Genomic DNA, 26301 nt, shown 5'->3' with positions numbered 1-26301 from the left:
GGTGCGAACCGTCCCGCCGGGAGGCCGCTCGCGAGGGTATGGAGCCGGGGCGGGGGCCGGCAAGGGAGTGTCGGCGCCGGGGGCGATCCGCCGCGGGAGGGAGCGCGACGCCCCGAACTTCCCCCTCTGCGCATGGCTGTCCGGGAAAAGATGAGGCGCGGGTTTCCCCCTCTCCCCGCCCGCGGAGAGGGGGAAACCCGCGCCAACGTTCTGCCCCGGAATGCCCTGCCTCTGCGGGCAAGGGTTCGGGCGGGCGCCGTCGAGCTCGCGCTACTCGATCCCGAGCTTCGCCTTCAGCAGCGCGTTCACCGCCGCCGGGTTGGCCTTGCCGCCGGTGGCCTTCATGGTCTGGCCGACGAACCAGCCGAGCAGGGTGGGCTTGGCCTTGGCCTGCTCGACCTTTTCAGGGTTGGCCGCGATGATCTGGTCGATCGCCGCCTCGATCGCGCCGGTATCGGTGACCTGACGCAGGCCCCGGCTCTCGACGATCTGGCGCGGCTCGCCGCCCTCGCTCCAGACGATCTCGAACACATCCTTGGCGATCTTGCCCGAGATGGTGTTGTCGCCGATGAGGTCGACGATCGCGCCGAGCTGGTCGGCCGAGACCGGGCTGTCCTCGATCGACTTGCCTTCCTTGTTCAGGCGGCCGAACAGCTCGTTGATGACCCAGTTCGCCGCGATCTTGCCGTCGCGGCCCTTGGCCACCGCCTCGAAGTAATCGGCCGAGGCGCGCTCGGCCACCAGCACCGTCGCGTCGTAGGCCGAGAGGCCGTAGGCTTCGATGAAGCGGGCCTTCTTGGCGTCGGGAAGCTCCGGCAGGCCGCTGGCGAGCCCGTCGACGAAGGCCTGGTCGAGTTCGAGCGGCAGCAGGTCCGGATCGGGGAAGTAGCGGTAGTCGTGCGCCTCTTCCTTCGAGCGCATCGAGCGGGTCTCGCCCTTGTTCGGGTCGAACAGGCGGGTCTCCTGGTCGATCGTGCCGCCATCCTCGATGATGGCGATCTGGCGCCGCGCCTCGACCTCGATCGCCTGGCCGATGAAGCGGATCGAGTTGACGTTCTTGATCTCGCAGCGGGTGCCGAAGGGCTCGCCGACCTTGCGCACCGAGACGTTCACGTCGGCGCGCAGGTTCCCCTTCTCCATGTCGCCGTCGCAGGTGCCGAGGTAGCGCAGGATGGTGCGCAGCTTCGTCACGTAGGCCTTGGCCTCCTCCGAGGAGCGCAGGTCCGGCTTCGAGACGATCTCCATCAGCGCCACGCCCGACCGGTTGAGGTCGACAAAGCTCATCGTCGGGGACTGGTCGTGCAGGGACTTGCCGGCATCCTGCTCGAGGTGCAGGCGCTCGATCCCGACCGTGATGCTCTCGCCGTCGGGGAGGTCGACCAGGACCTCGCCCTCGCCGACGATCGGGCTCTTGTACTGGCTGATCTGGTAGCCCTGGGGCAGGTCCGGGTAGAAGTAGTTCTTCCGGTCGAACACCGAGCGGTGGTTGATCTGCGCCTTGAGGCCCAAGCCCGTGCGCACGGCCTGCGCGACGCATTCGCGGTTGATCACCGGCAGCATGCCGGGCATCGCGGCGTCGACCAGCGAGACGTTGTCGTTCGGCTCGGCCCCGAAGGCGGTCGGCGCGCCGGAAAACAGCTTGGAGCGGCTGGTGACCTGGGCATGGATCTCCATGCCGATCACCACCTCCCAGTCGCCCAGCGCGCCCTTGATCAGCTTCTTGGGGTTCACGGGAGCGGTCATGGCGGTCTTCTGTCTCTCGGGCGGTTCGCCCTCTCGCGTCCGGGAGAGGGGTGCGTTTGCGCCTAGTAGGAAGGGCGGCGCGCGAGCGTCAAGCGCGCGGCGCGATCACCCTACGGGCGGAGTAGCCGATGATCGCGTAGATCAGCGCCGCGCCGGTGCGGACCGGAAAGAAGGTCGGCAGCTCGCGTCCGATCGGCGCCGGCCACGGCACGCCGATCCCGGTCAGCACCCACGACACCAGTACGGAGGCGACCAGCGCGATCATCGCGACGAGGACGACCTTGCCGAACTGGTCCGCCTTCCAGCCGAGATAGAGCGCGAGCCCGATCAGCACCGGATCGAACGCCGCCATGATCCAGACGGCGGGCGGGTAGTAGGGAACGGTGGGGTGGTTCACGCCCACCACGCCTGCGGCAGGGCGATGCGGCCCGCCGCCTCCTCGATCACCTGGCCCGCCGCGAACAGCGTCTCCTCGTCGAAGGGACGGCCGATCAGCTGGAGGCCGAGCGGCAGGCCCTGCGAATCGAGGCCGGCCGGCACCGCGAGGCCCGGGAGACCCGCCATGTTCACCGTCACGGTGAACACGTCGAGGAGGTACATCTCGACCGGGTCGGCCTTGGCCTTCTCGCCGAAGCCGAAGGCCGACGACGGGGTAGTGGGGGTGAGGATCGCGTCGACGCCCGAGGCGTAGACCTGTTCGAAGTCGCGCTTGATCAGCGAGCGGATCTTCTGCGCCCGGACGTAGTAGGCGTCGTAGTAGCCGGCCGAGAGCACGTAGGTGCCGATCATGATCCGGCGCTTGACCTCGCGGCCGAAGCCCGCGGCGCGGGTTGCCTCGTACATCCCGGCGATGTCCTTGCCCGGAACCCGCAGGCCGTAGCGCACGCCGTCGTAGCGGGCGAGGTTCGAGGAGGCCTCGGCCGGGGCGACGATGTAGTAGGCCGGCAGAGCGTATTTCGTGTGCGGCAGCGAGACCTCGACCACCTTGGCGCCGGCGTCGCGCAGCCAGTCGGCGCCCTGCTGCCACAGCCGCTCGATCTCGGCCGGCATGCCCTCGACCCGGTACTCCTTCGGGATGCCGATGGTCAGGCCCTTGACGCCGCGGTTCACCGCCGCCTCGAAGTCGGGCACCGGCAGGTTCACCGACGTGGTGTCCTTGTCGTCGTGGCCGGACATCGAGGTCAGCAGGATCGCGGTGTCGCGCACCGTGCGGGCGATCGGCCCGGCCTGGTCGAGGGACGACGCGAAGGCGACGGTGCCCCAGCGCGAGCAGCGGCCGTAGGTCGGCTTGATGCCCACAGTCCCGGTGAAGGCCGCCGGCTGGCGGATCGACCCGCCGGTGTCCGTCGCGGTGGCGCCCAGGCACAGGCGGGCCGCGACGGCCGCGGCCGAGCCGCCCGACGAGCCGCCGGGCACCAGCTTGGTGTCGGAATCCTTGCGCCGCCAGGGCGAGATCACCGGGCCGTAGGCGCTGGTCTCGTTCGACGAGCCCATGGCGAACTCGTCGAGGTTGAGCTTGCCGAGCATCACCGCGCCGTCGCGCCACAGGTTGTGGGTGACGGTGGATTCGTAGTGCGGCTGGAAGCCCTCGAGGATCTTCGAGCCCGCCGTGGTGACGACCCCGTGGGTGCAGAAGAGGTCCTTGATGCCGAGCGGCAGGCCCTCGAGCGGCCGGGCCTCGCCGGCGGCGAGCTTCTGGTCGGCGACGTCGGCCATGGCGAGCGCCCGGTCGGGCGTCTCGAGCAGGTAGGCGTTCAGCACGCGCGCCTTCTCGATCGCGTCGATATGGACCTGCGCCAGCTCGCGGGCGGAGAACTCCTTCGCCCGCAGGCCGTCGCGGGCCTGCGCCAGGGTGAGGTCGGTCAGCTCTGCCGGCTTGGTGGTCACGATCGTTTCGTCCTGTCGCGGGCCCGCACGGGCCGCCTGGATGCCTGAATCTCGCGGAGACGCCCGGGGGCTACTCGACGACCTTCGGCACCACGAAGTAGTTGTCCTCGGTCAGAGGCGCGTTGAAGACGATCTCGCGGGCGTGGCCGCCATCGGTGATCACGTCCTCGCGGCTCTTCATCGCCATCGGGGTCACCGAGGTCATCGGCTCGACGCCCGACACGTCGACCGCGTCGAGCTGCTCGACGAAGGACAGGATGGCGTTGAGCTCGTCCTGGAGCGGGGCCACCTCCTCGTCGGTGACCGCGATCCGCGCCAGGTGCGCGATGCGCCGGACCGTCTTGGCGTCGACCGACATGGGCACTCCGTTCGGGGGAAATCCACTACCCGGGCACGGGTCCCGGTCGCCCGGCGCTATAGCACCGCGTTTCGCGCTGCCGCAACGGGCGGGCCTTCGCCTCAGGCGGCGGGCATCCGCACGGGCATGGCCGCGATGGCGTGCGCCCGGGTCGAGGGCACCTCGATCAGCACCGCCCGCGGCTTGAAGTGCCGGCGCGCCTCCATGCTGCCGGTATAGAGGATCGCGGCGGCGGTGAGCAGCATCAGCTTGTGCTTGCGCGGCATGCCGGAGCGGGCGGCCACGACCGGGGTCGCGGCCTGCGGAGCCGCCGAGGGGCTCGCGACCTGCCGCAGGCGCCGGCCGATGGCGAGGATCGCCTCGGCGGGCACCCGGCGGGCCGGGGCGGCCGCGGCGCGGGCGAAGCGCCCGCTCGCCGCCGGCAGTGGGCCCCGCAGCGGGCTCACCGCCCCGTCGAGGTCGAGGGTCATCGCGCCCCGCGCCGGCGGAACGGCCTCCTGCGTCGGACGGGTACCGGAGGACGGCGCGAAGGGGAGGATGGTGGCGGCCAAGACGACCTCGGAGCGGGGACACGGCGGATTAACGGTTTGTTAATCTCACTCGGTCCCGCCCCGCCACGTCAACCTTTGGTTAACCTTAACGGCGACGCTCCGGCCGGGCGCGGCCGCCCCCGGGGGAGGGCGGCCGCGGACGCGCCTCACTGCACCGTGACGGCGGTGCCCTTGTGGGGCACGATCACCTGCACGCCGCTGCCGTCGAGGGCGGCGACGAAGCGGTCGGCGCTCTGGTCGACGATCGGGAACGAGCCGTAATGGCAGGGGAACACCGCCTTCGGCTTGAAGAAGCGCGTGACCGCGAGCGCGGCGGTGTCGGCCCCCATGGTGAAGCGGTCGCCGACCGGGACCATCAGCACGTCGGGGCGGTAGATCTCCTGGATCAGCGCCATGTCGCCGAAGATGTCGGTGTCGCCCATATGGTAGACGGTGGGCTCGCCCTCGGCCCGCACGATCACGCCGTTGGGCAGCCCGAGCGGCACCGTGACCCCGGCCTCGCTCATGCCGGCCGAGTGGTCGGCCCGCACCAGGCTGACCCGGAAGCCGCCGACATCGACGGTGCCGCCGGTGTTCATCGGCTCGAGCTGCTTGACCCCCTTCGAGCCGAGCCACATGCACAGGTCGTAGTTCGTGACGACCTTGGCGCCGGTCTCGGCGGCGATCTCGACCGTGTCGCCGACATGGTCGCCGTGGCCGTGGGTGACCAGGATGTGGGTCGCCCCCTCGGTCGCCGCCTTGCGGTCGCCCTCGAAGGCCGGGTTGCCGGTGAAGAACGGATCGATCAACACGTGGGCGGACCCGAAATCGAGGCGGAAGGCGGAATGGCCGAACCAAGTGATGCGCATCGGACGAGCTCCGGGCAAAGATGTTTTCGGAGAGGAAATCGGCGGCCGGCCGCCCGGGCGCTGCGTCGGGGCGAGGCCGGCACCCCCTACCTAAGGCGCGGAGGCCGCCCGTGAACCGGGAGACGATCGAAGCCTTCGCGGCCGAATCCCGCGGCGGCGCCCGCCTGCTCGGGCTCGACCTCGGCACCAAGACCATCGGGCTCGCCCTCTCGGACGTGCAGCGCCGCATCGCCTCGCCGCTGGAGACGATCAAGCGGGTCAAGTTCACCCCCGACGCCGCCGCGCTCGCGGCCATCGCCACGAAGCACGCCGTCGGCGGGCTGGTGATCGGCCTGCCCCTCAACATGGACGGCAGCGAGGGGCCCCGGGTGCAATCGACCCGCGCCTTCGTGCGCAACCTGAAGCCGATCCTCCCCCTGCCGGTGCTCTTCTGGGACGAGCGCCTGTCGACCGCCGCCGTCACCCGCACCCTGCTGGAGGCCGACGCCTCCCGGGCGCGCCGCGGCGCGCTCGTCGACAAGCTGGCGGCCGCCTACATCCTGCAGGGATGCCTGGACGTGCTGGACGGGCTGGGGGACGAGGGGGAGGCGGAGGAGGATTTCCTCTGACGCGCTTCGGCCGGCGCCGTCCGCCGGCCACTCACGGCGTCGGCTCGCGATCGCCGACGGACTGCGCGGGGTCCTCGAGACACGCCCTTGTCCCGGACGATCGCCGCGTCAGGAGATCCGGGAAGAAGCCGATCGAGGCAGACCGGGCGCACCGGCACGCCGTCGTCGCGAAGCGTCCGAGAACCGGCGAGGCCGGACCTCGGATCGACCCCGGATGCGAAGCTGACCGGAAAAATGTGGCGACTCGGCAGCGAGCTGCGCTCGGTTGGAATTCTGCTTATGAGAGCGCCCACGGTACCCGACAGGGGCGTGAAGCCTTTCTGCGTCAAGGCTTTCCCATACACCACCTCATCCTGAGGTGCGGGCGATCGACGATCGGCTGACACCTCAGGATGAGGTCGCGGGTGGGAGAGATAAGCGTCGCGGATTCACGTCACTGTCGTTTGCCGTGGAGAGTGTCTATCTAAACCATTTCTACTCCTGTAATTTCAATGACTTGACGTGAGCCAGAGCGGGTTCTGCCAGGTGCGCCAAGGAGCCTCCCCCAGGCACTTGACCGAATCAGTCGGCTCGTGGCGTGTTCCCTCTTCGTTCTCGATGATTCGGCCGGAGGGCAACACGGTGCTGGCGAGACACACCGGGCCCGCCGGAGACCCGTCCTCAGCTCCCACCGGCGCCTCATGCCCCGTCGAGGCCATCGCTGCGGCCTACCTCTCGCAGACTTCGGGCGACCTCGCGCTTGCCCTCCGGTGCGCCATCACGGACGCCTTGGCGGACCTCCTGGAGGCCGAGCGCCGGACCCGGGAGCGCAGCCGGCTCATCTCCCGGGGCTTCGTCCGTGGGCGCCTGGACGACACCGGCGATGCGCTTTGACGATCCGCCACCGGCCCGGCCGGGCAACCTCGCCGCCTACCCGTTCGTGGTGGTGCGGGTAGGGTGCCCGCAGTGTCCCGACCGGCACAGGGCAGCTACAGGCTGGCAAGGCTGGCCGCGAAGTTCGGCCCGCAGATCCCGGTACTGGACCGGATCGCGATGGATTGCCCCTGGTGGGACGTGCCGAGGGCAAGCGCGAAGAGCTCGTACGTGCCGAAGTGCAAGGCGCATTTCGTGGACCTGGCGCGGCCCGGGAGGCCGCCGGATTTGCCTCCCGGGTTGATGAAGTTGCGTGTGGTGCAGGGCGGAAAGGGGTGATGGTTCTCAAGGCACGACGGAAAACGGCCGAGATGCGTAGGCCCACTTTCGTTCGGAACACTCACGCAGGGCCCGTGTTGGTCAGCCGAACCATCACAAGCCTGTGAGGCAATCTGTGTTGAAGTCCTTCCCCGCCCTGACTGCTACCGTCTGCGCTGGTGCCCTGGGTGCACTCCTGGTGTCGCTTCCTGCCTCGGCGGCTCCGCTGCCCGCGTCGAGCACGACAAGCGTCGGGGCGAGCGCGACTGTCGACGGCAACTCGCTCGTGACACCCGTTCGCATGGGCAACGGCAAGCATCCGTCCCGGCCGAGGGGCCAGAAGCGCCGCGGTATGACCTCCGGTGGCTATCGCAACTGAGCGCTGAGAATTCTCGGAGTGGCGGAGAGCCGGCCATCCGGTCCGCCCTTCGCCATCTTGGCCGCCACAGCGCCTTGGGCCTGAAGCCTCTCCCGTAGCCCCGCCCGACGCCACCGCCTCCGGCGAGCCCAGTGCGGGCATCGTGCATCTCCTCATGCTGCCGGCATCCCGGGCCATTCGCGGGAAGGTGCGCCCGACGAGGCGGAAGACCTTCGTCGTGCCCATCATGCCGACCGTCTCGCGCAGGAAGCGGGTGAACCACTTCGACCACGCCCCCGCCGCCTGGGCCTCCCGCTCGATGTCGAGGGCCGGCCGGAGGGAGGCTTCAGTCCCCACGAGGCCCGCCTGGTAGCCCCGCCCGGTAGCGGAGGAGTTCCAAGAGAAAGCCTGCCTCGATCTCTGCGACCGGGAAAGGGCGGCTTCTCGCGGCAAGACCGGCGGCGGACCTTCGCGCCTCGTCCTCTCGGCGTCCTCGAAGCCCACCACACAGCGGGGGAGGGGCGGGCGTGGGCTCGCCTCACGGTAGGCCGGGTCCTTGGTCTGGGGCCTTGCCTTCCCGGTTCACGGAGCGGGCATGGAGGGCTACAGCTCGACCGGGATGACCCGCCGGAACTAGCAGGTGCCGTGCCTGTCCCGCAGGAGGGATTTCAACAACCCCATGGCCCGTCTGCACCAGCCGATTGTACGACCGGAAGCCCGCAAGGCACTGATTTCAGCAAAGTTTCAGCCAGCTCGAAGGCTTGGCAAGGTGTGGCGTCCCCGGCAGGGCTCGAACCTGCGACCCCAGGTTTCATACCACTTCGGCTTTCGCCGCCGCCGCGAGGCGTTCGTGGTCTGGACTATCCCTTCACCGTAAGCCTGCAGGTCCGCCCGCACGCCCTTAGGTGCCGCCCGTCTAGTCTCTACACCTTCCCGGCCTGGCGGTCCGGGCTTGGCTCGGGATCGGCGTGAGGCCAAGGCGGCTCGACGCTTTCCCCGACTTTGAGCGGATCCGTCGCGCGGTTTCCCGGCGCGACGCCCAATTTGAACCTAGGAAACCTGTGCTCTGTCCAGCTGAGCTACGGAGACCCACGGCGAGCCTCTTACCATCCCGGCCGGCTTCCGCCAACCTCGCCGCGCGCGCCGCCGGGCGGGCATCCATCGGGAGCGGGGGTCGACTCATGCGGGGAGGGATCGCGGTCTGTCTCCTCGTGCTGGTCGCCGGCGCCGCCCAGGCGGCGGCCCCGCGCGGGCGCGAGCCGCCGGCTTGCCGGGGGCGGATGTCCGGGCAGGACCGGCTCGAATCGGCCGCCGCCCGGGGCGAACTCGTCCTCGCCTCCGGCCGGCGGGCGCGCCTCGACGGGCTGCGCTGGCCCGACGACCCGGCGGCGGCCGACGCGGCGCGGGCCTGGCTGATGCGCCTCGCGGGGCGCTCGCTCGCCACCCGCGAGGCGCCGGAGGCCGACCGCTGGGGCCGAATCACCCTCGACGCCACGACGCAGGACATCCCCGAGAACGCTCCTCCGGACGATGCCCCGGTCGATCTCGCCGGCGGGCTCGTCGCGGCTGGCCTCGTCCAGGTCGATGCCGGGGAGGGCGACAGCCTGTGCCGCCCGGGGCTGCTGGCGATCGAGGAGACGGCCCGGCGCGCCGGCCGCGGCCTGTGGGCCGGGGCGCCGCCGGTGCCGGCGGAAGAGGGGGCGCGGCTCGCCGGTCTCGTAGGCCGATTCGTGGTCGTGGAGGGCCGCGTCCGCAACGTCGGCGAGCGCGAGCGGCGCACCTACCTCAACTTCGCCCCTTTCGGGACCGAGGGTGCGACCGTCACGGTGTCGAAACGCACTTGGCGGAACATGCTCGAACGTGGTTTCTCTGCTGCTGCGCTTCGGGGGCGGCGCGTGCGGGCTCGCGGCATCGTCGAGCTCTGGCGCGGGCCGACCCTGGATGTCGGCGCGGCCGAGATGATCGAGATGCTGGACGAGGAGCAGGCGCCGCGGCGCTGACGCCATGGGGTGGCTTTTCACGCGAACCAACCCGGCCGGCCAGGCCGCGGTCGCAGGGCCTGCGACCGCGCTCGCCCTGCTCGTGGCTGCCTGCACCGCCGACCAGACCGGGGCGCTGCCGCCGGTGGCGGCCGTCGTGCCGCCGGAGGCGCCGCGCACCACCGGGCGCGACCGGCCGGCCAACGACGCCGACCACGCCAAGCTCGTCGCCTCGTTCGGCGGCGAGTACAGGGCGCCGGCGGCTTTGCGCTTCGTCGGCGACGTCACCGACCGCCTGGTGAAGGCGACCGAGCGCCCCGACGAGACCTACGCGGTGACGCTGCTCGATTCGCCGGTGGTGAACGCCTTCGCGCTGCCGACGGGACGGCTCTACGTCACCCGCGGGCTCCTGGCGCTCGCCGACGACACCTCAGAGCTTGCCGCGGTGCTGGCGCACGAGATCGCCCACGTGACCCTGCGGCATGCCAGCGCACGGACCGAGATGGCGTTGCGCTCCGAGCTCGTCAGCAAGGTCGTGGCCGACGTGCTCAACGACCCCGCGACCGGCGCCCTGCTGCAGGACCAGTCCCGGTTCGTGCTGGCACGCTTCTCGCGCAGCCAGGAATTCGAGGCCGACCAGACCGGCGTGCGCACCCTCGCCCGCGCCGGCTACGACCCGTTCGGCGCCGCCCGCTTCCTCACCGCGCTCAACCGCACGACGGCGCTCCGCGCCGGCGGCGGGCTCAACGCCGAGCCCGACATGCTGGCGACCCATCCGAGCACGCCCGAGCGCATCACCCAGGTGACCCAGGCGGCGCGGCGCATCGGCGCGCCGGGCCTCGGCACCGACGACCGCAACCGCTACCTCGCGGCGATCGACGGCATCGCCTACGGCGACAACCCGGCCGACGGGCTGATCCGCGGCCGCCGCTTCATCCATCCCCGCCTCGGCGTCGCCTTCGAGGCGCCGGACGGGTTCGGGCTCGACAACACCGCCCGCGCCGTGCTCGGCACCACGCCGGACGGTGCCCGCCGCCTGCTGTTCGACGCGGTCGAGACGCATGCCGGCCAGGGCCTCGAGGAGGTCCTGAAGGCGACCTGGAACGACGCGATCGAGACCGGCAGCGTCGAGAACCGGATCGTGAACGGCTTCCCGGCCGTCACCGCAATCTCGAAGGGCAAGGAGTGGTTCTTCCGCCTCGCGGCGGTCCGGGTCGGCACCAACACCTTCCGGATGATCATGGCCGCCAAGGGCACCACCGACCCGGAGCCCGCCTTCGGCCGCTGGCTGTCCAGCATCGCCCTGGTGACGCCCGAAGAGGCGCGCAGCCTCAAGCCCCTGCGCATCCAGACCGTCACCGCCGCCCCCGGCGACACCGCCGAGAGCCTGGCCCAGCGCATGACCGCGGTCGACCGCCCGCTCGAACGCTTCCAGGTCCTCAACGGCCTCGACAAGGGCGCTCCCCTGCGCGCCGGCCAGCCCTACAAGCTGGTCGTGGAGTAGGGGGAACGGAGCGCGGCCGGCACCGGATTTCCCCACCCGCCGCGCTTCTCAAACCGGATCCGCCGTGCTACCTGGACGGCGGCCGCGGGTGTAGCTCAATGGTAGAGCAGCAGCCTTCCAAGCTGAATACGAGGGTTCGATTCCCTTCACCCGCTCCAGCTTTTCTACCTTGCAACGCAAGGCCTTAGACTGCCCTACCGTTGGGCTCGCGTTCCCCACGTTCCCCGTCGCGTTCCCCATGCCTGTTCAGGCCCCGTTCTGGCTCGCCCGGTGCTTGAGCCGGAGGTTTGCCACAGTGCGCGACTTGCCGAGTCCGCCCCGCACGTAGCGGGCCGTGGTCGACATCGTTGCGTGGGCCGCCACGGTCTTCAGCGAATCGAGATCCGCAACGGCCTCGTCACCCTCGGTGATCGCGCCGGCTCGCGCGTCCATGTTGCGAACCTCCGCGGGGATGCCTGCCGCCTGCGCGACCTTGCGCCACTCCCGGGTGAAGGCCCACTCGGCGTAGGGCTTGCCCGTTGCCTCGTTGATGATCAGCGGGCCGACGCGCCGGTCAACCGGAACGTGCTTCAGCAATTCCAGCAAGATCGGACAAAGCTTGAGGTCGTGGGCGGCGAACGCCCCCGTCTTCGTCGTGGCCTTGCGAATCACCAAGTCCACGGCGAGGTCGGATGAGGTCAAGCCGTTCTGCCAACGGCGGCCGTTGATGACGATGCCGGCCGCTTTCTCGCCGGCCGGAATCGGCATCCACTCGCCGATTACGTCGCGCTGGCGCAACGCCGTCTCGAACTGGATCGCGGTCGCGAGCGCGAGTCGCCCCATCTCCTGCGCCTTGACGGCGAACGTCTCGACGTGCGCCAGTTGCATCGCGATGCGCCGCCGGGCCGGCTGCGAGAACCGTGCCTGCGACAGTACCGTATGCAGGCGCTGGCATTCGGGGCAACTCGTCCATGATCCCGTAGGCGAACAGCTCGCGCAGCTTCTTGATGATGCCACAGGCTCGTCGGATCCGCTCCGGGCCGCCGGGCTCCTTCGCCTCGTTGTACCAGCGGCGGAAGTCCTCGTTCTTCAGGTGGGCGAGCACCCGCTGCCCGAAGGCCTTTTCGATCAGCCGCAGCGTGCTCAGATCCGTCCGCCGGGTGTTGTGCTTCGTGTTCGTGTTGAATGGGCTCGCCTCGTCGCTCTGGTACCGGCGCGAGAGGCTGGTCAGCGTGCCGTCGAATCGGTCCGGGTCGCGCTTGTGCCCGGACGAACACTCCAGCATCTCGGCCTGCAGCCGCAGGCAGGCCGCCGAGAGCAGGGCCCCGTTGTCTGGCTCGTCGAGGCGGTAGGGGAGGCGAACCGTTTTCGGTTCGTATCCCTGCTTCACAAGGTCGGCGCGTGCCACCCAAACCGGCACGTCCGGTCCGCCCTTCCGCGTTCGGCGTTTCAGACCGGGTGTTGGAAAATCAGAAGGCATCGAGGTTCTCCACTCCGTCGGGCGCCATTGGCTCGACGGTGGGGAGACCGTAGCGCCTCAGGAAGTAGGCCTGAACCGCAGGCCACGGCCGGCCGCCCATCAACGGATCGACTTTCCGTAGGCCGTCGCGCTCCAGGATCTTCGCCTTCGTCGCCCACTCGGTCGGGCTCTGGCTGAGGCGCCGGGCCACCTCGGCCTCGCATGGAAAGAGGCCCTGGTTGCGGGGGGATGGGCGCGGCATGGTCAGGATCGCTCACATCTTTCGGAAGCCCGCTGGAACGTATCGGGCGTTAAATCGTAGTTCGGGCAGATGAGGCGCGCGAGCAGCGCCCAACACCTCACACCCGAAAGCTGTACGGTCATGTTGCTCTTCGAAGTGACGGACGCCCTTGGCGTGGGCGGCCTCTTCCGCGATGTCATGAAGCCGCTCGACACCTATCTTTCCAACGGTGAGGTCGAGACAGGTCGGTCGATCAGGCATAGCGATGCCGATCCGTCGGCGACTGCGCTGCGTGACGGTGGCATCCGGCGCAACGCCATTCGCCGCGCGCCGGAGACCGTCTCGGCTTACGGTTGAAAGTCGCGGCCTCACTGCGCGGCCGCCCGCGGAATCAGGCAGGCAAGCCGTTGATTCAATGAAAAATTTACCGGAATAGTGTCCGAAATCAGGGCACTGGAATCACCACCTCGTAGGGCGGCCGCGAGGTGCTGCAGGTACTGTCCGCCCGCGCACATCGGCTCGAATTCCTCGCTCTCCCGGGCGTAGAACTCGGCCAGGGCGAACAGTCCGGCTCGCGTGGTCGACAGGATAGTGGTCAGCGTCTGGAAGGCCGCCGAACTCGCATCGGCCGCGGCGTCGGCGCGGCGCACTTGCCCATCGTCGTTCTCGTCGAGGCCTGACAGCGCCGCGGTAGGGGCCGCCTCCGCGGTCTCGGCCGTGGCGATGGCCCGGTGGATCGGATCAGGGCCCACCGCCGGCCAGCACGCGCAAGCGAGTACCGTGAGATCTGCGACGCGGACCTGCGCGGCCCCGTAGGTCGGCTGGTGGGCCTGCGCGAACTCGGCCTCGTCCGCGAGCCACCAGCGCAAGTGCTCGAGAAGCGCCATCGCGCCAGTCGACGTGGTGCAGGCCGTCGCGACCAGGACGTCGCCGGCCTCGCGGTAGGCCCCCTCGGCGAAGATGGATGCCGTACCGTCGGGCGCCACCTGGAACGCGTCGTAGGCGGCGCGGTGGGTGGCGATGCCTACGAGGACGGGATCGGCCCCGGTCATGCCGATCCTCCTGCCTGCCTGCCGTGCGCGAACAGGCCGGGCTTCATCTCGGCCGCTCGGGCCCAGACCTCCGTCACGACCTCGTGGCTGAGGAGTTCCCGGGCGGCGAGGATGAAGGCGCGGCGCCGGCCGTCCTTGACGGAAGAGGCGGCCAGGGTGTCGGCGGCATGCGTCTGGTCCCGCTCGGCTCGCCGAAGGGTGCCGATCCGTTCCTGCAGCCGTGGGCGGATCCGGCGCTTGCGCTTGTGCGCGGTGGTGGCGCGTCGTCGCCACTCCGGGTCCGCGCCACGCAGGTCGGCGGCGGACAGCTGGTCCTCGATCCGGGCGATCTCGCCGTCGAGGACCGCCAGAAGCTGGCGCCCCTCGTCGGCGGTCAGGATGTCGTCGAGGTGGATGGCGCGTCCATTGATCAGCAGAACGTCGATCCCGACGAGGCCGCGGGTGGGAGGAATGCGACCGATCGCGTTCTTTCCCGGACCTCCACCAGGAAGTCGGCATCGTCCGGCGCGGCCTTGCCGGCCTGAGCCCAGGCGGGCAGCGATCCGCTGCCGGTCCAGGCCGCCCGATCGCGGTCATCGTGATCCGGCTCGTCGCCGAAGCCGATGAACCCCGGCGGCAGGCTCTCTCCGGTGGTGCCCAGGATCGCGCGGGCCGCGAGGGTCAAATACAGGCCCGCGTCGCTGTCGGCGGCGCGCCCCTCGGCCGCTATCGCCATCGCCAGGCCGGTGACGCGCAGGCCGTCCGGGGTGACCGGGGCCGGCAAGGCGAGGATGCGCAGGATGATCCTCCCTCGGTTTCGCGGACACCTCTGATACGCTCGTTACGGGCGGGGAAGGTGTTTGATGGCGAAGACACGACGCGAGTTCACCCCGAGTTCAAACGCGAGGCGGTCGCCCTTCTCAAGAGCAGCGGCCGGTCGCAGATGCAGATCGCCGCCGAGCTCGGGATCCAGCCCTCCAGGCTGCGCCAGTGGCGAACCGTGCTGATGGACGGCTCCGTGCAACAGCGACCCGCCGGCGCGCCGGGCTCCGCTCCTACGAGCCCGGTTGCCTCGCCGTCCGATCAGGCAGCCGAGATCGCCCGCTTGCGCCGCGAACTCGACCGGACGCGCATGGAGCGCGACGTGCTAAAAAAGCGATCGGCATCTTTGCGGAGATGCCCAGATGACGTTCGCCTTCATCGAGCCGCATGCGACCACCTGGCCGGTGCGTCTCATGTGCCGCGTGCTCGGAGTGTCCCCCAGCGGGGACTACGGCTGGCGATCACGTCCCGAAAGCGCCCGGTCGGCCTCCAATCCAACCGGCAAATCCTCGACGACGTGCAGCGGATCCATGCCGAGCATCAGAGGCGATACGGTTCGCCTCGGGTGCATGCCGCCTTGCGCGCGGAGGGCCGCGCAGCCAGCCGCGGGCGGGTGGAGCGCCTGATGCGCCGCCATGGCATCCGGGCGCTGGCGGGACGTCGGTTCCGGCCCTGCACGACCGACAGTCGACACGACCGGCCGATCGCCTCCAACCTGCTCAAGCAGCTTTTCTCGGCCGCGTTGCCCAACCAGGTCTGGCTGGCAGACATCACCTATCTGCCCACGGCAGAAGGATGGCTCTACCTGGCCGCCGTCCTCGATCTGGCCACCCGCAAGATCGTCGGCTGGTCGATGCGCGACCACATGCGGACCGAACCGACGTCGACCGCTCTGATGATGGCCACCCAACGGCAGCGACCTCCTGCAGGGCTCATCTGTCACTCGGATCGCGGCAGCCAGTACGCAGCGGAGGCTTACCGCAGGCAACTCGCCGACATCCGCGCGATCCCCTCCATGAGCCGCGCCAGCTGCTGCTACGACAACGCCCCGATGGAGAGCTTCTTCCACACCCTCAAGGTCGAACTCGTCCATCAGCGACGATGGGCGACCCGCGATGAGGCCCGACGCGACCTGTTCGCCTACATCGAGGGCTACTACAATCGACAGCGCCTCCACTCGGCTCTCGGCTACAGAACCCCCGAGCAGGCCGAGCGGAACGCAGGCTAATCCCGTGTCCGCGAAAACGGGGGAGGATCACAACCGAGATCCTGCTCAGCCAAGCCCCGTAGCCGTCCACAGAAACGGGGCAATCCCAATCCCAGTATGCTATTTCCCTACGAATGCAGCGGAGTTCGTTCGCGTCGTCGCCGACCTTGAGCGATCTCATGCCCGTCGGCACGGCGGCGAGCGGAGTCCGCTCGAACACGCTTGGCGAGTCGATAGCGTCCTGGGCTCGCTGGAGAAGCGCGATCGTCGACGTACATAATTGCTCAGTTTCGATGACCAGCAGCCGTAGGGTAAGAAAAATTCTCATGGCCTACAGCTTCACTGGCCGCACCGTGATTTTTTAAGTATTTTCGGATTTGAGTTGCTATCCGCTCACCGCACGCCATATACCTATGGGTGTCGTGGCGATGGGCCAGGACTGCACCGGAGGGCGCCATGCCCACCGACTTTCCTTCTCGCCGACAGCGTTCCCCAAGCTACGGTCGATCGACCCTGCGTGCCGTCATCGTCAACCTGCGGCTCCGTTTGCTCAGCTGGCGCATCGAACAGTCGCTTGAGGAACGCGATCACATCAGGCTCCTGCGCTACCTGAATGCCTGGGCCGAACTGCATCGTCGCACGTCAGAAGGATCAGGTGCAGGAGCACTGCCGAGTGCGAACGGAACAACCACAGTCGAATCCAAGGATGTGTTTTGCGATCGCGCACGCGAAATCTTGTCGAGGATTGCACGCGAGGAGCGGCGTCTCGACAGGATCGTCGGACGGCTGAAACTGGCACGCGTGCAGGGAAACCGTCGCGGTTATGATCGCTCTTATGCTGTCGGCAAAAAATCCTATGACCGTACGGTGCGACTTTGGCAGCACATTTCACTGTCGTTTCATTCCAGGAGATAGTCGTGCCCTACGGTGCTGAGATTATCGAGCAAATCGAGCGGGATCACAGACGGATCGGCCGCCTGCTTCAAGCCATCGACGATGGTCGCTGGTGGAGTGCCGACGAGCCTGGGCGAGCCAGCCTCGAGACGATCAGAGGCGCGGCAATGCAGATCCATGAAGCGACGATGCTGATTGAGCGCTTGCTGAGCGGTATCGGCACGAACTCCACTCGTGACCCGAATTCTTTGGTGTCGTTGCCGGCAGCCATGGCCACTCCTGGTCCCTGAACCTCGTTCGCGCAAGGAACGTACGTGCGTGGGTCCAGTGCCCCGCATATCAAGGTGTCGAGGCCATGACCTCCTTCCGCCGGCTCCGTCGGCCGCGGTCCGGGAGGGTCCCTCGGAGCACCCGCGTTCGCATCCCGACGGCGAAGAGCCGGCAACGCAGCATAGGGGGTTGGCTGGATGACGGATCGTCCGATCGAGCTGGACGAGCGGCGCGGCATGGCCGCCCAGAAGGCGACGAAGGTGCGCCGCAGGCGAGCTGCGGTGAAAGCGCAACGTGCCGGCCTCGTCGCGCGCCAGCACGACCTGGAAGCCCACCTGTTCGCGGCCGAGGCGACGACATGGCCGGAGGCCGCCGACAAGGCGAGGTATCTGCTCGAAAGGTTCGCCGCGACATTCTCCTGCGATGATCCTCGCTTGCAGGGCATGGTCGCCGCCGTGTTGTCCGACTTCGCGCGTCTGTCGGGGCCGACCAAGCCCGAGGCGCGAGACTCGCAAACTCCCAATATCTGACCGGAGAAGTCCAGATGACGAGCGATCGAACTCGTGGAAACCGTGAAGCCAAGAAGCCGAAGAAGGAAACCCCGAAAGTCATTGCGGCGGCACCGAGCACGAAGGGCCAAGTCGTCGCGAGCGGCAAGCCCGGTATGAAACGGTAGCCCGTCCGGGCCCGAACGACCGGCTGAATACCTTGCCGTCCCGTGGCGGCGACAGGCGTCCGATACCCGATAGCCGGCTTTCGAGCCGGAGGTGGGCGTGGCCGTCACGCTGCCATCCGGGCTGCGACACCGAACCCATGCAGCGATGGTTCGAAGTTCGCCTTGGTCTCACGAAGCGGCGCGTCGGTGAGCGGGGACATCCCGCTCCTCGATCGCTATACGGGCTCGGTACCTGATCTCGGTCGAGCGGCTAAGGACTATCGGTGCCGATCCATCGCGCGAAGCCAATGGCGTGTCGTCATGGTTTCCGCCCGCCTCTCGTCCGGCAGCGCACACGATGACGAACTCCGATCGACCATTCAGCGCCTTTGCGGTTTCGATCTGCCGTCGATGCTCGGATCGCCTCCGCTCGGGTCAAAGGGAATGACGGGACCGCCGCAGCCCGTGCAGATCGAGGCACCGAGCTTGTTCATGCGCTCGTCGCGCCTGCGATCGGCCTCCCTTCTTTTTCTCGCGCGGTCTTCGATTTTCGCGGGATCCAATCTGACCTTGGAAGCGGCTCCATCGACGGATCGCTCGGTGGAGCGCCCGGAACCGATCCCGGCCCCTGCCGGGCGCGCGCCGGCGCTCGACCAGGTGCCGGAGAGAACAGTCGCGCAGATCAGCGTGGCCAGAAACACCACTGCATTATTTTGGCGGTTCATCGAGAGGCCTTCTAAAAAGTCACTCTATCATATTTTGACATGAAAGGTGCTGGCTGGATTCCGACGCCGTCGCGGGTTCAAGCCCGTGGCAACCACGACGCCCAAATGCCTGCCACCACCGCGAATGCCGCGATGGGAGGGAGCGACCGACCGCTGCCCCGCCGGGGGGCAGTTGTCGTTTCGATGATCGCGCTCCGGTCCGGCGAACGGAAAAGCTCTTTGTTCGTGCTGTACAGATCGCCCATTCGTGTCATGGATCGTTCGAGTGCAGCCATGTGAACCGAAGACGCGAGCCGACTCGCGTTCAGGGAGAGCACGACCCTGCCGTCCCCCTGGAGACACGCGATGCGCATCCACGTCGGCTGTGAAATGACCTACGACTTCGTGCAGGACACGCCGGTCGTCACGATGCTCAACGTCCACGCGTCGCGGTTCTCCGATCTCGAGCGACCGGATTATCTGCTGACGGTGCCGGCCGTGCCCCTGGAAGGCTATCGGGACACGTTCGGGAACTGGTGCAACCGGCTCGTCGCGCCGGCCGGGCGCTTCACGCTCAAGACCGACACGGTCGTCCGCGATCACGGCAACGGGGACATGACCGACACGGTCGCACGGCAGGAGGAGGTGCGCAGCCTGCCTGTCGACACGCTGCTCTACCTGCTCGGGAGCCGGTACTGCGAGACCGATCGCCTGTCGCAGACCGCCTGGGACCTGTTCGGCGCCATGGCGCCGGGATGGGCACGGGTGCAAGCGATCTGCGACTACGTTCACGATCGCATCGCATTCGGCTACGAGCATTCCCGGCCCACCCGCACGGCGCTGGAGGCCTTCGAGGAACGTCGCGGCGTCTGTCGCGACTACGCCCATCTCGCGATCGCGTTCTGCCGCTGCCTCAACATCCCGGCTCGCTACTGCACCGGTTACGTCAGCGACATCGGTCTGCCGTTGCCGCATGCTCCGGGAGATTTCGCGGCCTGGATGGAGGTCTTTCTGGGCGGCCGCTGGCACACCTTCGATCCGCGCAACAACAGCTCGCGAATCGGCAGAATCCTGATCGCCTACGGACGCGACGCCGCCGACGTGCCCCTGACGCTCACGTTCGGGCCGAACACCCTCGTGGATTTCCGGGTGACGACCGAGGAGGCGACGCCGCTCACGGCATGAGACGCTCCGGCCCTGCCATTCGGTTCGCGGGCTCGCGCGGGTCGCCCCTTGGTCACGGGGCGGCTTGCAGGGCTGCGCTGCGTTTCGGGGCCGGATCAATCCTCCCTCGCGGCGGGTTGACGCCGTGCCGCATCTGCCGCGGTGCGGAGCGAGACATGATCAACCTGTTGCTGTCCTCGATGATGCTCGCGATCGAAGCCCAGAAGGTCGTCGAGCTGCGAATGGTTCGACTGGCCTGGGGCGGTCCCGACGGGTGGGCCGAGGCTCAGTCCATGGTGACGGAGAAAATCTCGGCGGCCGGCGAGGCGATGGTGACGCTCTCGTCCGGCGGGTCGCCCGAGACGGTGGTCGCCCGCTACCGCGAGCACGTGGCGGCGAACACCAAGCGGCTCGCGGCGCCATGACCACCCCGGGAGTGTCCGCCTCAGGAGTGCCCGCAACGAGCGTCGCGATGAACGCGCAGCGCCTGGTGGAGACCGAGCACCGACTGGCCCTCGCCGATCGCGCGTGGCGGGCGGAGGTGCAGCGGCTGCATGGGCCCGACGGCGTCCTGTTGCACGGCTACGGCCCCCTCGGCAGGGGTGAGCCGGGGACGCCGCAGCGTATGGCGTACGAGGCCCGACGAGCCGCCGTAGCGGCTTGGCGGCAGGTCAGGACCCGCGGGATCTCCGCGGTATGATCGCCGGACGAATTCGTGTGCTCGCCCTTCCTCCGGCATCCGTCGCCGTGCGAACGAGCCGGGCAGGGTCGCTTGCAGACCCTCGGAGCGTCCTGACCTCGGGTGGCTGACCGCCGGACGGTCGTCCGTGGAATCTCCAGGGATGATCCTGGCACCCTCACCCGGCGTATGCCGCGTTCTTCGGTACTCCCGACATGCCGTTCGCGAGCACCCACGAGGGACCGGAAGGACCGCTGCCGTGACGGGCGGCGGTCTCCACTGGCCCCAAGTGTGTATAGGAACCGACGCGGACCCCCACGAAGAATTTTGTCTAAACCATTGTTCGTAGGCCAGAAAGTTGGCTCCAAGCGGGTTTCACATCGGTGCTTATCGGGACCCCGCCTTGAGCGAGACTTCCGATTTCGCTTCGAGGGCTTGTTCCTCATCCAGCCCGGGGTCCCGCTTCGGCGTCGATCCACACCTTGCCCGGGGATCTTTCGTTCGAGTGATGCCAGCCTCAAGCGTTCTTCCCGGCTAATTCCGCCCCCGGTTCCCGGAGTCGTTTCAGGACCCGAGCAGCCTCGACCTCGCCGACCGGTGAGCACGGCGGCTCCGGGTAGGCGGCAGCCCGGAGTTCGATGAGGACGGTCTCGCACCAGCGGTCGACGAGGTCATAGCCGCCAGTCGGGATAGGCCCGGACGATGCGGACGAGGATCCCGGTCCGGACCGTGACGCCGCGACGAGGTGGAACCCGGATCGCAACCCGGGTCGCGCGGTGAGGCGCATCCGCTTCTCCAGTGCGGTTTGCAAGCCCTGCGCGGCGGAGCAGAACATTGCGCGCTTCCCTGCGCGGGTTGCGCGCGGCGCGTGGAACACGCCGCACTGGAGGGTTGTACGAGAGCGAGAGGTCGAAGCGGCCTACACCGCCACCACCTTCCCCGGATTCATGATGTTGTCCGGGTCGATCGCCCGCTTCAGCACCCGCATCAGGTTCAGCGCCTCGGGCCCGTGCTCGAGTTCCATGAAGTGCATCTTCTTCTGGCCGATGCCGTGCTCGCCGGTGCAAGTGCCCTCCATGGCAACGGCGCGGGCGACCAGGCGCTCGATGAAGCCGGAGACCCGGGCGATCTCGTCGGGGTCGTCCATCATCACCAGCGGCGCGGTGTGGAAGTTGCCGTCGCCGACATGGCCGGCGATCGGCGCCGTGATGCCGCATTCGAGGATGTCACGCTTGGTCTCGTCGACGCATTCGGCGAGCCGCGAGATCGGCACGCAGACGTCGGTGGCGATGACCTTGGCGCCCGGCCGCATGCCGACCGCCGCCCAGTAGACGTCGTGGCGGGCCTGCCAGAGGCGGGTGCGCTCCTCCGCCTTGGTCGCCCACTCGTAGGGCCCGCCGCCGAACTCGGCGGCGATCTCGCCGAAGCGCTCGGCCTGCTCGCGCACGCTGGCGTCGGTGCCGTGGAACTCGACCAGCAGGAGCGGGGTCTCCGGCAGGGTGAGCTTCGAGTAGGCGTTGCAGGCCGCGACCTGGACCTCGTCGAGGAGCTCGATGCGGGCCACCGGCAGGCCGGACTGGATCGTCACGATGACGGCGTCGCAGGCCGCCTTGATGCTCGGGAAGGGGCAGACGCCGGCGGAGATCGCCTCCGGGATGCCGGCGAGCTTGAGGGTCAGCTCGGTGATGATGCCGAAGGTCCCCTCCGAGCCGACCATCAGCCGGGTCAGGTCGTAGCCGGCCGAGGTCTTGCGCGCCCGCGGGCTGGTGCGGACGATGTCGCCGTTTGGCATCACGGCGGTGAGCGACAGGACGTTGTCCTTCATCGTGCCGTAGCGCACCGCGTTGGTGCCCGATGCCCGGGTGGCCGCCATGCCACCCAGCGAGGCGTCGGCGCCGGGGTCGATCGGGAAGAACAGGCCCTGGTCGCGCAGGTGCTCGTTCACCGCCTTGCGGGTGACGCCGGGCTGGACCACGCAGTCCAGGTCCTCGGCATGGACCGCCAGGACCTTGTTCATCCCGTTCATGTCGATCGAGATGCCGCCGTACGGCGCGTTGACGTGGCCTTCCAGCGACGTGCCGGTGCCGAAGGCGACGACCGGCATCTTATGCGCCGCGCAGACCCGCACGACCGCCTGCACATCCTCCGTGCTCAGGGCGTAGACCACCGCGTCCGGCGGCTGGTTGGCGACCCAGGTCAGGGTGCTGGCATGCTGCTCGCGCACCGCCTGCGAGGTGACGACGCGGTTGCCGAACTGCGCGGTCAGCTCGCGGATCACCGCCTCGACGGTCTCGGAGCTCGGGCGCTCCCGCGACGGGGTGGGGCTCAGGGCGTTCATGGCGGTGTCGACTCCCGAAACGGACTGGCGGGCGCCGTGGGGAAAGTGCGTCCCGGCCTTGCGCCGGCCACCCTAGCAGGCCGGATCCCCCCGGCATATCCGCCGGACCGGTCACGGAGAAGTGCGCTGCGAGGGTGGCTCCTTGCCCCAAGGTGCAAGGCAGGCGGGGGTGCATCCCGGGCCCGAGCATGGTACGTGCCTGGGCGCCCTTGTCATCCCGCGTGCGCCATCGGGAGCCCCACAATGGCAGACGACCGCCCCGCCTCGATCTTCTTCTTCGCGCCGTTCGTGTCGTCCACGATGGTGATCGAGCCGGGATGGATCGACTACAACGGCCACCTCAACATGGCGTATTATCACGTCCTGTTCGACCGGGCGGTGGACGAGGCGTTCGGCGTCGTCGGCCTCGGGCCGGACTACATGGAGAGCGGGCGCGGCACGACCTTCGCGGCCGAGGTGCACGTGCGCTACCGCCGCGAACTGGTGCTCGACGATCCGATCCGGGTCACGCTGCAGCTCATCGCCTTCGACGAGAAGCGGCTGCATTTCTACTCCGAGATCCGCCACGCGACCGAGGGCTGGGTGGCCGCCTCGTCGGAGAATCTCTCCCTTCACGTCGATCCGGAGACGCGGCGCGTGGCGCCGTTTCCGGAGGACATCCAGGCCAATCTCGCGGTCATGCTCGGCTCGCATGCCCGGCTGCCGCGGCCCGACGATCTCGGCCGGGTGATCGGCATCCCGGCCCGCGGCCACCACCGGCCGGACACCATGGCCTTCGCGACCGCCGGCGCCCGGGTCCGTCACTGACGCCGGACGGCCGCCGGCTCAGCGCCGCACGCCGAGCGGGGGCAGGGGCGCCGGAGGCAGGCTCTGCTGGCGCTGGATCTGGCCCTGGAGCTGGTTGGTCTCGAAGCGGTTCTGCTGCTGGATGCCGCGGATCTCGCCGCTGCTCTCGATCGAGCGGTTGATCCCCTCGACCCGCTGCTGGGCGCGGTTCACCGGGGCCTGGTTCTGGGCCAGGGCCGGGAGGGGCGCCGCCATGGCGGCGAGGATCAGGAGGCTGTGGACGCGCATCGGGGGCCTTTTCCGCGGACGAGACCTGTCAGGTGGGGACGACGCGGCGCCTGCTGCAAGGTTCCTCGCTGCAAGGTTCCTGCCCGCAAGGTTCCGGGTCCCGCGGAGACCCGCCGGCATCCGGCTCCCATGCGTCCCGCACCCTCGACGCCGTTCGCGTTTTGGTCCAGTGATGCCGGCATGACTCGCGATATCGCCGGGACCGGCTCCACCTCGATCTCCGCCCGCGCCCGCGCCGCGGTGGTGCCCCAGGGCGTCTCCTACCTCGACGGGCTGAACCCGGAGCAGCGCCGCGCCGTCGAGGTGACGGATGGGCCGATCCTGGTGCTGGCCGGCGCCGGCACCGGCAAGACCCGGGTGCTGACCACGCGGATCGCCCACCTGATCGCCACCGGCCGCGCCCGGCCCTTCGACATCCTGTCGGTGACCTTCACCAACAAGGCCGCCCGGGAGATGAAGGAGCGCATCGGCGCGCTGATCGGCGCGGCCGGCGAGGGGATGCCGTGGCTCGGCACCTTCCACGCCATCGGCACCAAGATCCTGCGCCGCCACGCCGAACTCGTCGGCCTGCGCTCCGACTTCACGATTCTCGGCACCGACGACCAGTTGCGGCTCCTCAAGCAGGTGATCGCGGCGGCCGACCTCGACGAGAAGCGCTGGCCGGCCCGCAGCCTCGCCGGCACGATCGACGGCTGGAAGAACCGCGGCCTCGGGCCGGAGCAGGTGCCGGCGGGCGAGGCCTCGGCCTTCGGCTTCGGCAAGGGCGGGGCGCTCTACGCCGCCTACCAGGAGCGGCTGAAGTCGCTCAACGCGGTCGATTTCGGCGACCTGCTGCTGCTGTGCCTGAAGCTGTGGCGGGAGAACCCGGACATCCTCACCAACTACCAGCAGCGCTTTCGCTACATCCTGGTCGACGAGTACCAGGACACCAACGTCGCCCAGTATCTCTGGCTGCGGCTCCTGGCGCAGGGGCACCGCAACGTCGCCTGCGTCGGCGACGACGACCAGTCGATCTACGGCTGGCGCGGCGCCGAGGTCGACAACATCCTGCGCTTCGAGCACGATTTTCCGGGTGCCCTGGTGGTGCGGCTGGAGAACAACTATCGCTCGACCGGCCACATCCTGGCCGCGGCGTCCGTCTTGATCGCCCACAACGAGGGGCGGCTGGGCAAGACCCTGCGCACCGACAGCCCGGAGGGCGAGAAGGTCACGGTCACCGGCGCCTGGGATTCGGAAGAGGAAGCGCGCCTCGTCTGCGAGGAGATCGAGAGTTTGCAGGCCAAGGGCCACAAGCTGTCGGAGATCGCCGTGCTGGTGCGGATCTCGGCCCAGATGCGCGAGATCGAGGACCGCTTCGTCCAGCTCGGGCTGCCCTACCGCGTCGTCGGCGGCCCGCGCTTCTACGAGCGGGCCGAGATCCGCGACGCGCTCGCCTATCTGCGCATCGTCGCCAACGGCTCCGACGACCTCGCCTTCGAGCGGATCTTCAACACGCCCAAGCGCGGCCTGGGCGACGCGACCCTCCAGGCCCTGCACGGCCTGGCCCGCCGCGCCAACGTGCCGCTGCTCCAGGCGGCCCGCATGATGAGCGAGACCGAGGAGCTGAAGCCCAAGCCCCGCTCGACCGTGCGCGCCCTGTGCCAGAGCTTCTCCCGCTGGGCCAAGCTCCTGGAGGACCAGCCGCACACCGAGGTGGCCCAGACGATCCTGGAGGAATCCGGCTACACCGAGATGTGGCAGAAGGAGCGCACCGCCGACGCCGCCGGGCGGCTCGAGAACCTGAAGGAGCTGGTGCGCTCGATGGAGGAGTTCCCGGACCTCGCCGGCTTCCTCGAGCACGTCTCGCTGGTGATGGACGTCAACGAGGCCGAGGGCGGCGACCGGGTGAGCCTGATGACGCTGCACGCGGCGAAGGGGCTCGAGTTCGACACCGTCTTCCTGCCCGGCTGGGAGCACGGGCTGATGCCCAACCAGCGCGCCCTCGACGAGAGCGGGCGCGCCGGCCTGGAGGAGGAACGACGCCTCGCCCATGTCGGCCTCACCCGGGCGCGCAAGCGGGCCAAGATCTCGTTCGCGGTCAACCGCCGCATCCACGGCCTGTGGTCCTCGACCGTGCCGAGCCGCTTCATCGACGAATTGCCCGAGGCGAGCGTCGAGGTGCGCGACGCGCCGGCGAACTTCTCGCAGGGACCGTCGCGCTTCGACCGCCAGGCGCCGGCCTTCGGCTCGTCCTACTCCACCCCCGGCTGGCAGCGGGCGCAGGCCCAGACCGCCGGCCAGGACCGCTACGGCCAGGGGGGTTTTGGCGGGGGAGGGCGCAGCACCTCGCCCGGCCGGCGCGGGCCGCAGCAGATCGAGGGGACGCTGGTGGCGAAATCCACCGGCACGCCGTCCGCCTTCGAGGCCGGGGCGCGGATCTTCCACACCAAATTCGGGCCGGGCTCGGTGGCGGCGGTCGACGGCAACAAGCTCACCGTTGACTTCGACAAGGCCGGCCGAAAGATGGTGCTCGACAGCTTCGTCCAGCCGGCCTGAGGCCGGCGGGGCGGGCGCTTCGGGGCAGACCGGGAGCGGCGATCAGGTGGCGACCTCGACCGGCCCGCGGATCGCATCGATCCGCATCGACCGTCCCGGCCACTGCGCCGCTGTGTGGTTTTCATCACAATTTGCCGTTCCGTACCGTCCCCGCGCCGTTTCGCAACGGCATGGTGCGGCGCGACAATTGCTCGTTCATCATCGTCTGCTTACCCTGACGGTCGAAACAGGCGGACTTGTCCA

26 protein-coding genes and 1 tRNA gene are annotated in these 26301 nt (G+C 69.0%); 15 read left to right on the top strand and 12 right to left on the bottom strand.

Annotated features, from left to right (window positions below; all coding sequences use genetic code 11):
- Positions 1-270 precede the first annotated feature (270 nt).
- The 6 genes from gatB to V3T34_RS24090 all read right to left on the bottom strand — a co-directional run bounded on the left by gatB (position 271) and on the right by V3T34_RS24090 (position 5387).
- The gene (gatB, locus tag V3T34_RS24115) at positions 271-1743 is read right to left on the bottom strand and encodes an Asp-tRNA(Asn)/Glu-tRNA(Gln) amidotransferase subunit GatB (protein WP_305078163.1); all 1473 of its coding nucleotides are present in this window, start codon (positions 1741-1743) and stop codon (positions 271-273) included.
- A gap of 88 nt (positions 1744-1831) precedes the next feature.
- The gene (locus tag V3T34_RS24110; RefSeq protein WP_091753717.1) at positions 1832-2095 is read right to left on the bottom strand and encodes a hypothetical protein; all 264 of its coding nucleotides are present in this window, start codon (positions 2093-2095) and stop codon (positions 1832-1834) included.
- 41 nt (positions 2096-2136) lie between these two features.
- Complete coding sequence (gene gatA, locus V3T34_RS24105; protein WP_305078164.1) at positions 2137-3630, bottom strand: Asp-tRNA(Asn)/Glu-tRNA(Gln) amidotransferase subunit GatA; 1494 nt, start codon at positions 3628-3630, stop codon at positions 2137-2139.
- Positions 3631-3700: 70 nt separating this feature from the next.
- A complete protein-coding gene (gene gatC / locus V3T34_RS24100; protein ID WP_048429481.1) occupies positions 3701-3988 on the bottom strand; it encodes an Asp-tRNA(Asn)/Glu-tRNA(Gln) amidotransferase subunit GatC in 288 nt (95 codons plus the stop codon).
- A 101-nt stretch (positions 3989-4089) separates the two neighbouring features.
- Positions 4090-4539 (bottom strand): hypothetical protein, encoded by a 450-nt coding sequence (locus tag V3T34_RS24095; protein WP_305078165.1) that lies wholly within the window; start codon positions 4537-4539, stop codon positions 4090-4092.
- A gap of 146 nt (positions 4540-4685) precedes the next feature.
- Positions 4686-5387 (bottom strand): metal-dependent hydrolase, encoded by a 702-nt coding sequence (locus V3T34_RS24090; protein WP_305078166.1) that lies wholly within the window; start codon positions 5385-5387, stop codon positions 4686-4688.
- 110 nt (positions 5388-5497) lie between these two features.
- Between V3T34_RS24090 and ruvX the strand changes: the two genes are divergently transcribed.
- The 5 genes from ruvX (at position 5498) to V3T34_RS24065 (ending at position 11164) form a co-directional block, all read left to right on the top strand.
- On the top strand, positions 5498-5995 hold the full coding sequence (gene ruvX, locus V3T34_RS24085; protein ID WP_305078167.1) for a Holliday junction resolvase RuvX: 498 nt from the start codon (positions 5498-5500) through the stop codon (positions 5993-5995).
- Between the two features lie 597 nt (positions 5996-6592).
- A complete protein-coding gene (locus V3T34_RS24080) occupies positions 6593-6868 on the top strand; it encodes a hypothetical protein (protein WP_305078194.1) in 276 nt (91 codons plus the stop codon).
- Between the two features lie 1836 nt (positions 6869-8704).
- Positions 8705-9523, top strand: coding sequence for a DNA-binding protein (locus tag V3T34_RS24075; RefSeq protein WP_331369307.1), 819 nt, complete (start codon positions 8705-8707; stop codon positions 9521-9523).
- A 4-nt stretch (positions 9524-9527) separates the two neighbouring features.
- On the top strand, positions 9528-11006 hold the full coding sequence (locus V3T34_RS24070) for a M48 family metalloprotease (protein ID WP_060848496.1): 1479 nt from the start codon (positions 9528-9530) through the stop codon (positions 11004-11006).
- An 84-nt stretch (positions 11007-11090) separates the two neighbouring features.
- Positions 11091-11164, top strand: a tRNA-Gly gene (locus tag V3T34_RS24065).
- Positions 11165-11252: 88 nt separating this feature from the next.
- On the opposite strand, the gene V3T34_RS24060 is transcribed toward V3T34_RS24065, so the two are convergent.
- Both V3T34_RS24060 and V3T34_RS24055 read right to left on the bottom strand, forming a co-directional pair.
- On the bottom strand, positions 11253-11873 hold the full coding sequence (locus tag V3T34_RS24060; RefSeq protein WP_305078170.1) for a site-specific integrase: 621 nt from the start codon (positions 11871-11873) through the stop codon (positions 11253-11255).
- Positions 11874-12454: 581 nt separating this feature from the next.
- Positions 12455-12706: a hypothetical protein gene (locus V3T34_RS24055; protein ID WP_305078171.1), complete on the bottom strand. Its 252-nt coding sequence runs from the start codon at positions 12704-12706 to the stop codon at positions 12455-12457.
- 120 nt (positions 12707-12826) lie between these two features.
- Here V3T34_RS24055 and V3T34_RS24050 point away from each other — a divergent pair, with 120 nt between their 5' ends.
- Entirely contained in the window at positions 12827-13042 is a 216-nt protein-coding gene (locus V3T34_RS24050) for a hypothetical protein (protein ID WP_305078172.1), read from the top strand.
- A gap of 11 nt (positions 13043-13053) precedes the next feature.
- On the opposite strand, the gene V3T34_RS24045 is transcribed toward V3T34_RS24050, so the two are convergent.
- Positions 13054-13737 (bottom strand): hypothetical protein, encoded by a 684-nt coding sequence (locus tag V3T34_RS24045; RefSeq protein WP_305078173.1) that lies wholly within the window; start codon positions 13735-13737, stop codon positions 13054-13056.
- Between the two features lie 83 nt (positions 13738-13820).
- Here V3T34_RS24045 and V3T34_RS24040 point away from each other — a divergent pair, with 83 nt between their 5' ends.
- The 5 genes from V3T34_RS24040 (at position 13821) to V3T34_RS24020 (ending at position 17439) form a co-directional block, all read left to right on the top strand.
- Entirely contained in the window at positions 13821-14261 is a 441-nt protein-coding gene (locus V3T34_RS24040; RefSeq protein WP_305078174.1) for a hypothetical protein, read from the top strand.
- Positions 14262-14314: 53 nt separating this feature from the next.
- Complete coding sequence (locus tag V3T34_RS24035; RefSeq protein WP_305078175.1) at positions 14315-15766, top strand: IS3 family transposase; 1452 nt, start codon at positions 14315-14317, stop codon at positions 15764-15766.
- A gap of 435 nt (positions 15767-16201) precedes the next feature.
- Positions 16202-16660 carry a hypothetical protein gene (locus V3T34_RS24030; RefSeq protein ID WP_305078176.1) on the top strand — a complete coding sequence of 153 codons (459 nt, stop codon included), beginning with the start codon at positions 16202-16204 and terminating at the stop codon, positions 16658-16660.
- Positions 16661-16662: 2 nt separating this feature from the next.
- Positions 16663-16929 carry a hypothetical protein gene (locus tag V3T34_RS24025; RefSeq protein WP_305078177.1) on the top strand — a complete coding sequence of 89 codons (267 nt, stop codon included), beginning with the start codon at positions 16663-16665 and terminating at the stop codon, positions 16927-16929.
- Positions 16930-17106: 177 nt separating this feature from the next.
- Complete coding sequence (locus V3T34_RS24020) at positions 17107-17439, top strand: hypothetical protein (protein WP_060846269.1); 333 nt, start codon at positions 17107-17109, stop codon at positions 17437-17439.
- A 505-nt stretch (positions 17440-17944) separates the two neighbouring features.
- Here the strand turns inward: V3T34_RS24020 and V3T34_RS24015 are convergent.
- On the bottom strand, positions 17945-18289 hold the full coding sequence (locus V3T34_RS24015; RefSeq protein ID WP_305078178.1) for a hypothetical protein: 345 nt from the start codon (positions 18287-18289) through the stop codon (positions 17945-17947).
- 345 nt (positions 18290-18634) lie between these two features.
- On the opposite strand from V3T34_RS24015, the gene V3T34_RS24010 reads away from it, so the two are divergent.
- Positions 18635-19453: a transglutaminase-like domain-containing protein gene (locus tag V3T34_RS24010; RefSeq protein ID WP_091888983.1), complete on the top strand. Its 819-nt coding sequence runs from the start codon at positions 18635-18637 to the stop codon at positions 19451-19453.
- Positions 19454-19608: 155 nt separating this feature from the next.
- Entirely contained in the window at positions 19609-19857 is a 249-nt protein-coding gene (locus tag V3T34_RS24005; RefSeq protein ID WP_091888985.1) for a hypothetical protein, read from the top strand.
- 1173 nt (positions 19858-21030) lie between these two features.
- Here V3T34_RS24005 and V3T34_RS24000 read toward each other — a convergent pair.
- Positions 21031-22449: an FAD-binding oxidoreductase gene (locus V3T34_RS24000; RefSeq protein ID WP_060850286.1), complete on the bottom strand. Its 1419-nt coding sequence runs from the start codon at positions 22447-22449 to the stop codon at positions 21031-21033.
- A 243-nt stretch (positions 22450-22692) separates the two neighbouring features.
- Here V3T34_RS24000 and V3T34_RS23995 point away from each other — a divergent pair, with 243 nt between their 5' ends.
- Positions 22693-23256 carry a thioesterase family protein gene (locus V3T34_RS23995; RefSeq protein WP_305078179.1) on the top strand — a complete coding sequence of 188 codons (564 nt, stop codon included), beginning with the start codon at positions 22693-22695 and terminating at the stop codon, positions 23254-23256.
- A gap of 18 nt (positions 23257-23274) precedes the next feature.
- On the opposite strand, the gene V3T34_RS23990 is transcribed toward V3T34_RS23995, so the two are convergent.
- Positions 23275-23523 carry a hypothetical protein gene (locus tag V3T34_RS23990; RefSeq protein ID WP_305078180.1) on the bottom strand — a complete coding sequence of 83 codons (249 nt, stop codon included), beginning with the start codon at positions 23521-23523 and terminating at the stop codon, positions 23275-23277.
- A 180-nt stretch (positions 23524-23703) separates the two neighbouring features.
- On the opposite strand from V3T34_RS23990, the gene V3T34_RS23985 reads away from it, so the two are divergent.
- Complete coding sequence (locus V3T34_RS23985) at positions 23704-26058, top strand: ATP-dependent helicase (RefSeq protein WP_305078181.1); 2355 nt, start codon at positions 23704-23706, stop codon at positions 26056-26058.
- Positions 26059-26301 lie beyond the last annotated feature (243 nt).

Source organism: Methylobacterium ajmalii, from assembly GCF_036448855.1.
Classification (GTDB): domain Bacteria; phylum Pseudomonadota; class Alphaproteobacteria; order Rhizobiales; family Beijerinckiaceae; genus Methylobacterium; species Methylobacterium ajmalii.
This window is presented reverse-complemented; position numbering and strand designations above follow the sequence as displayed.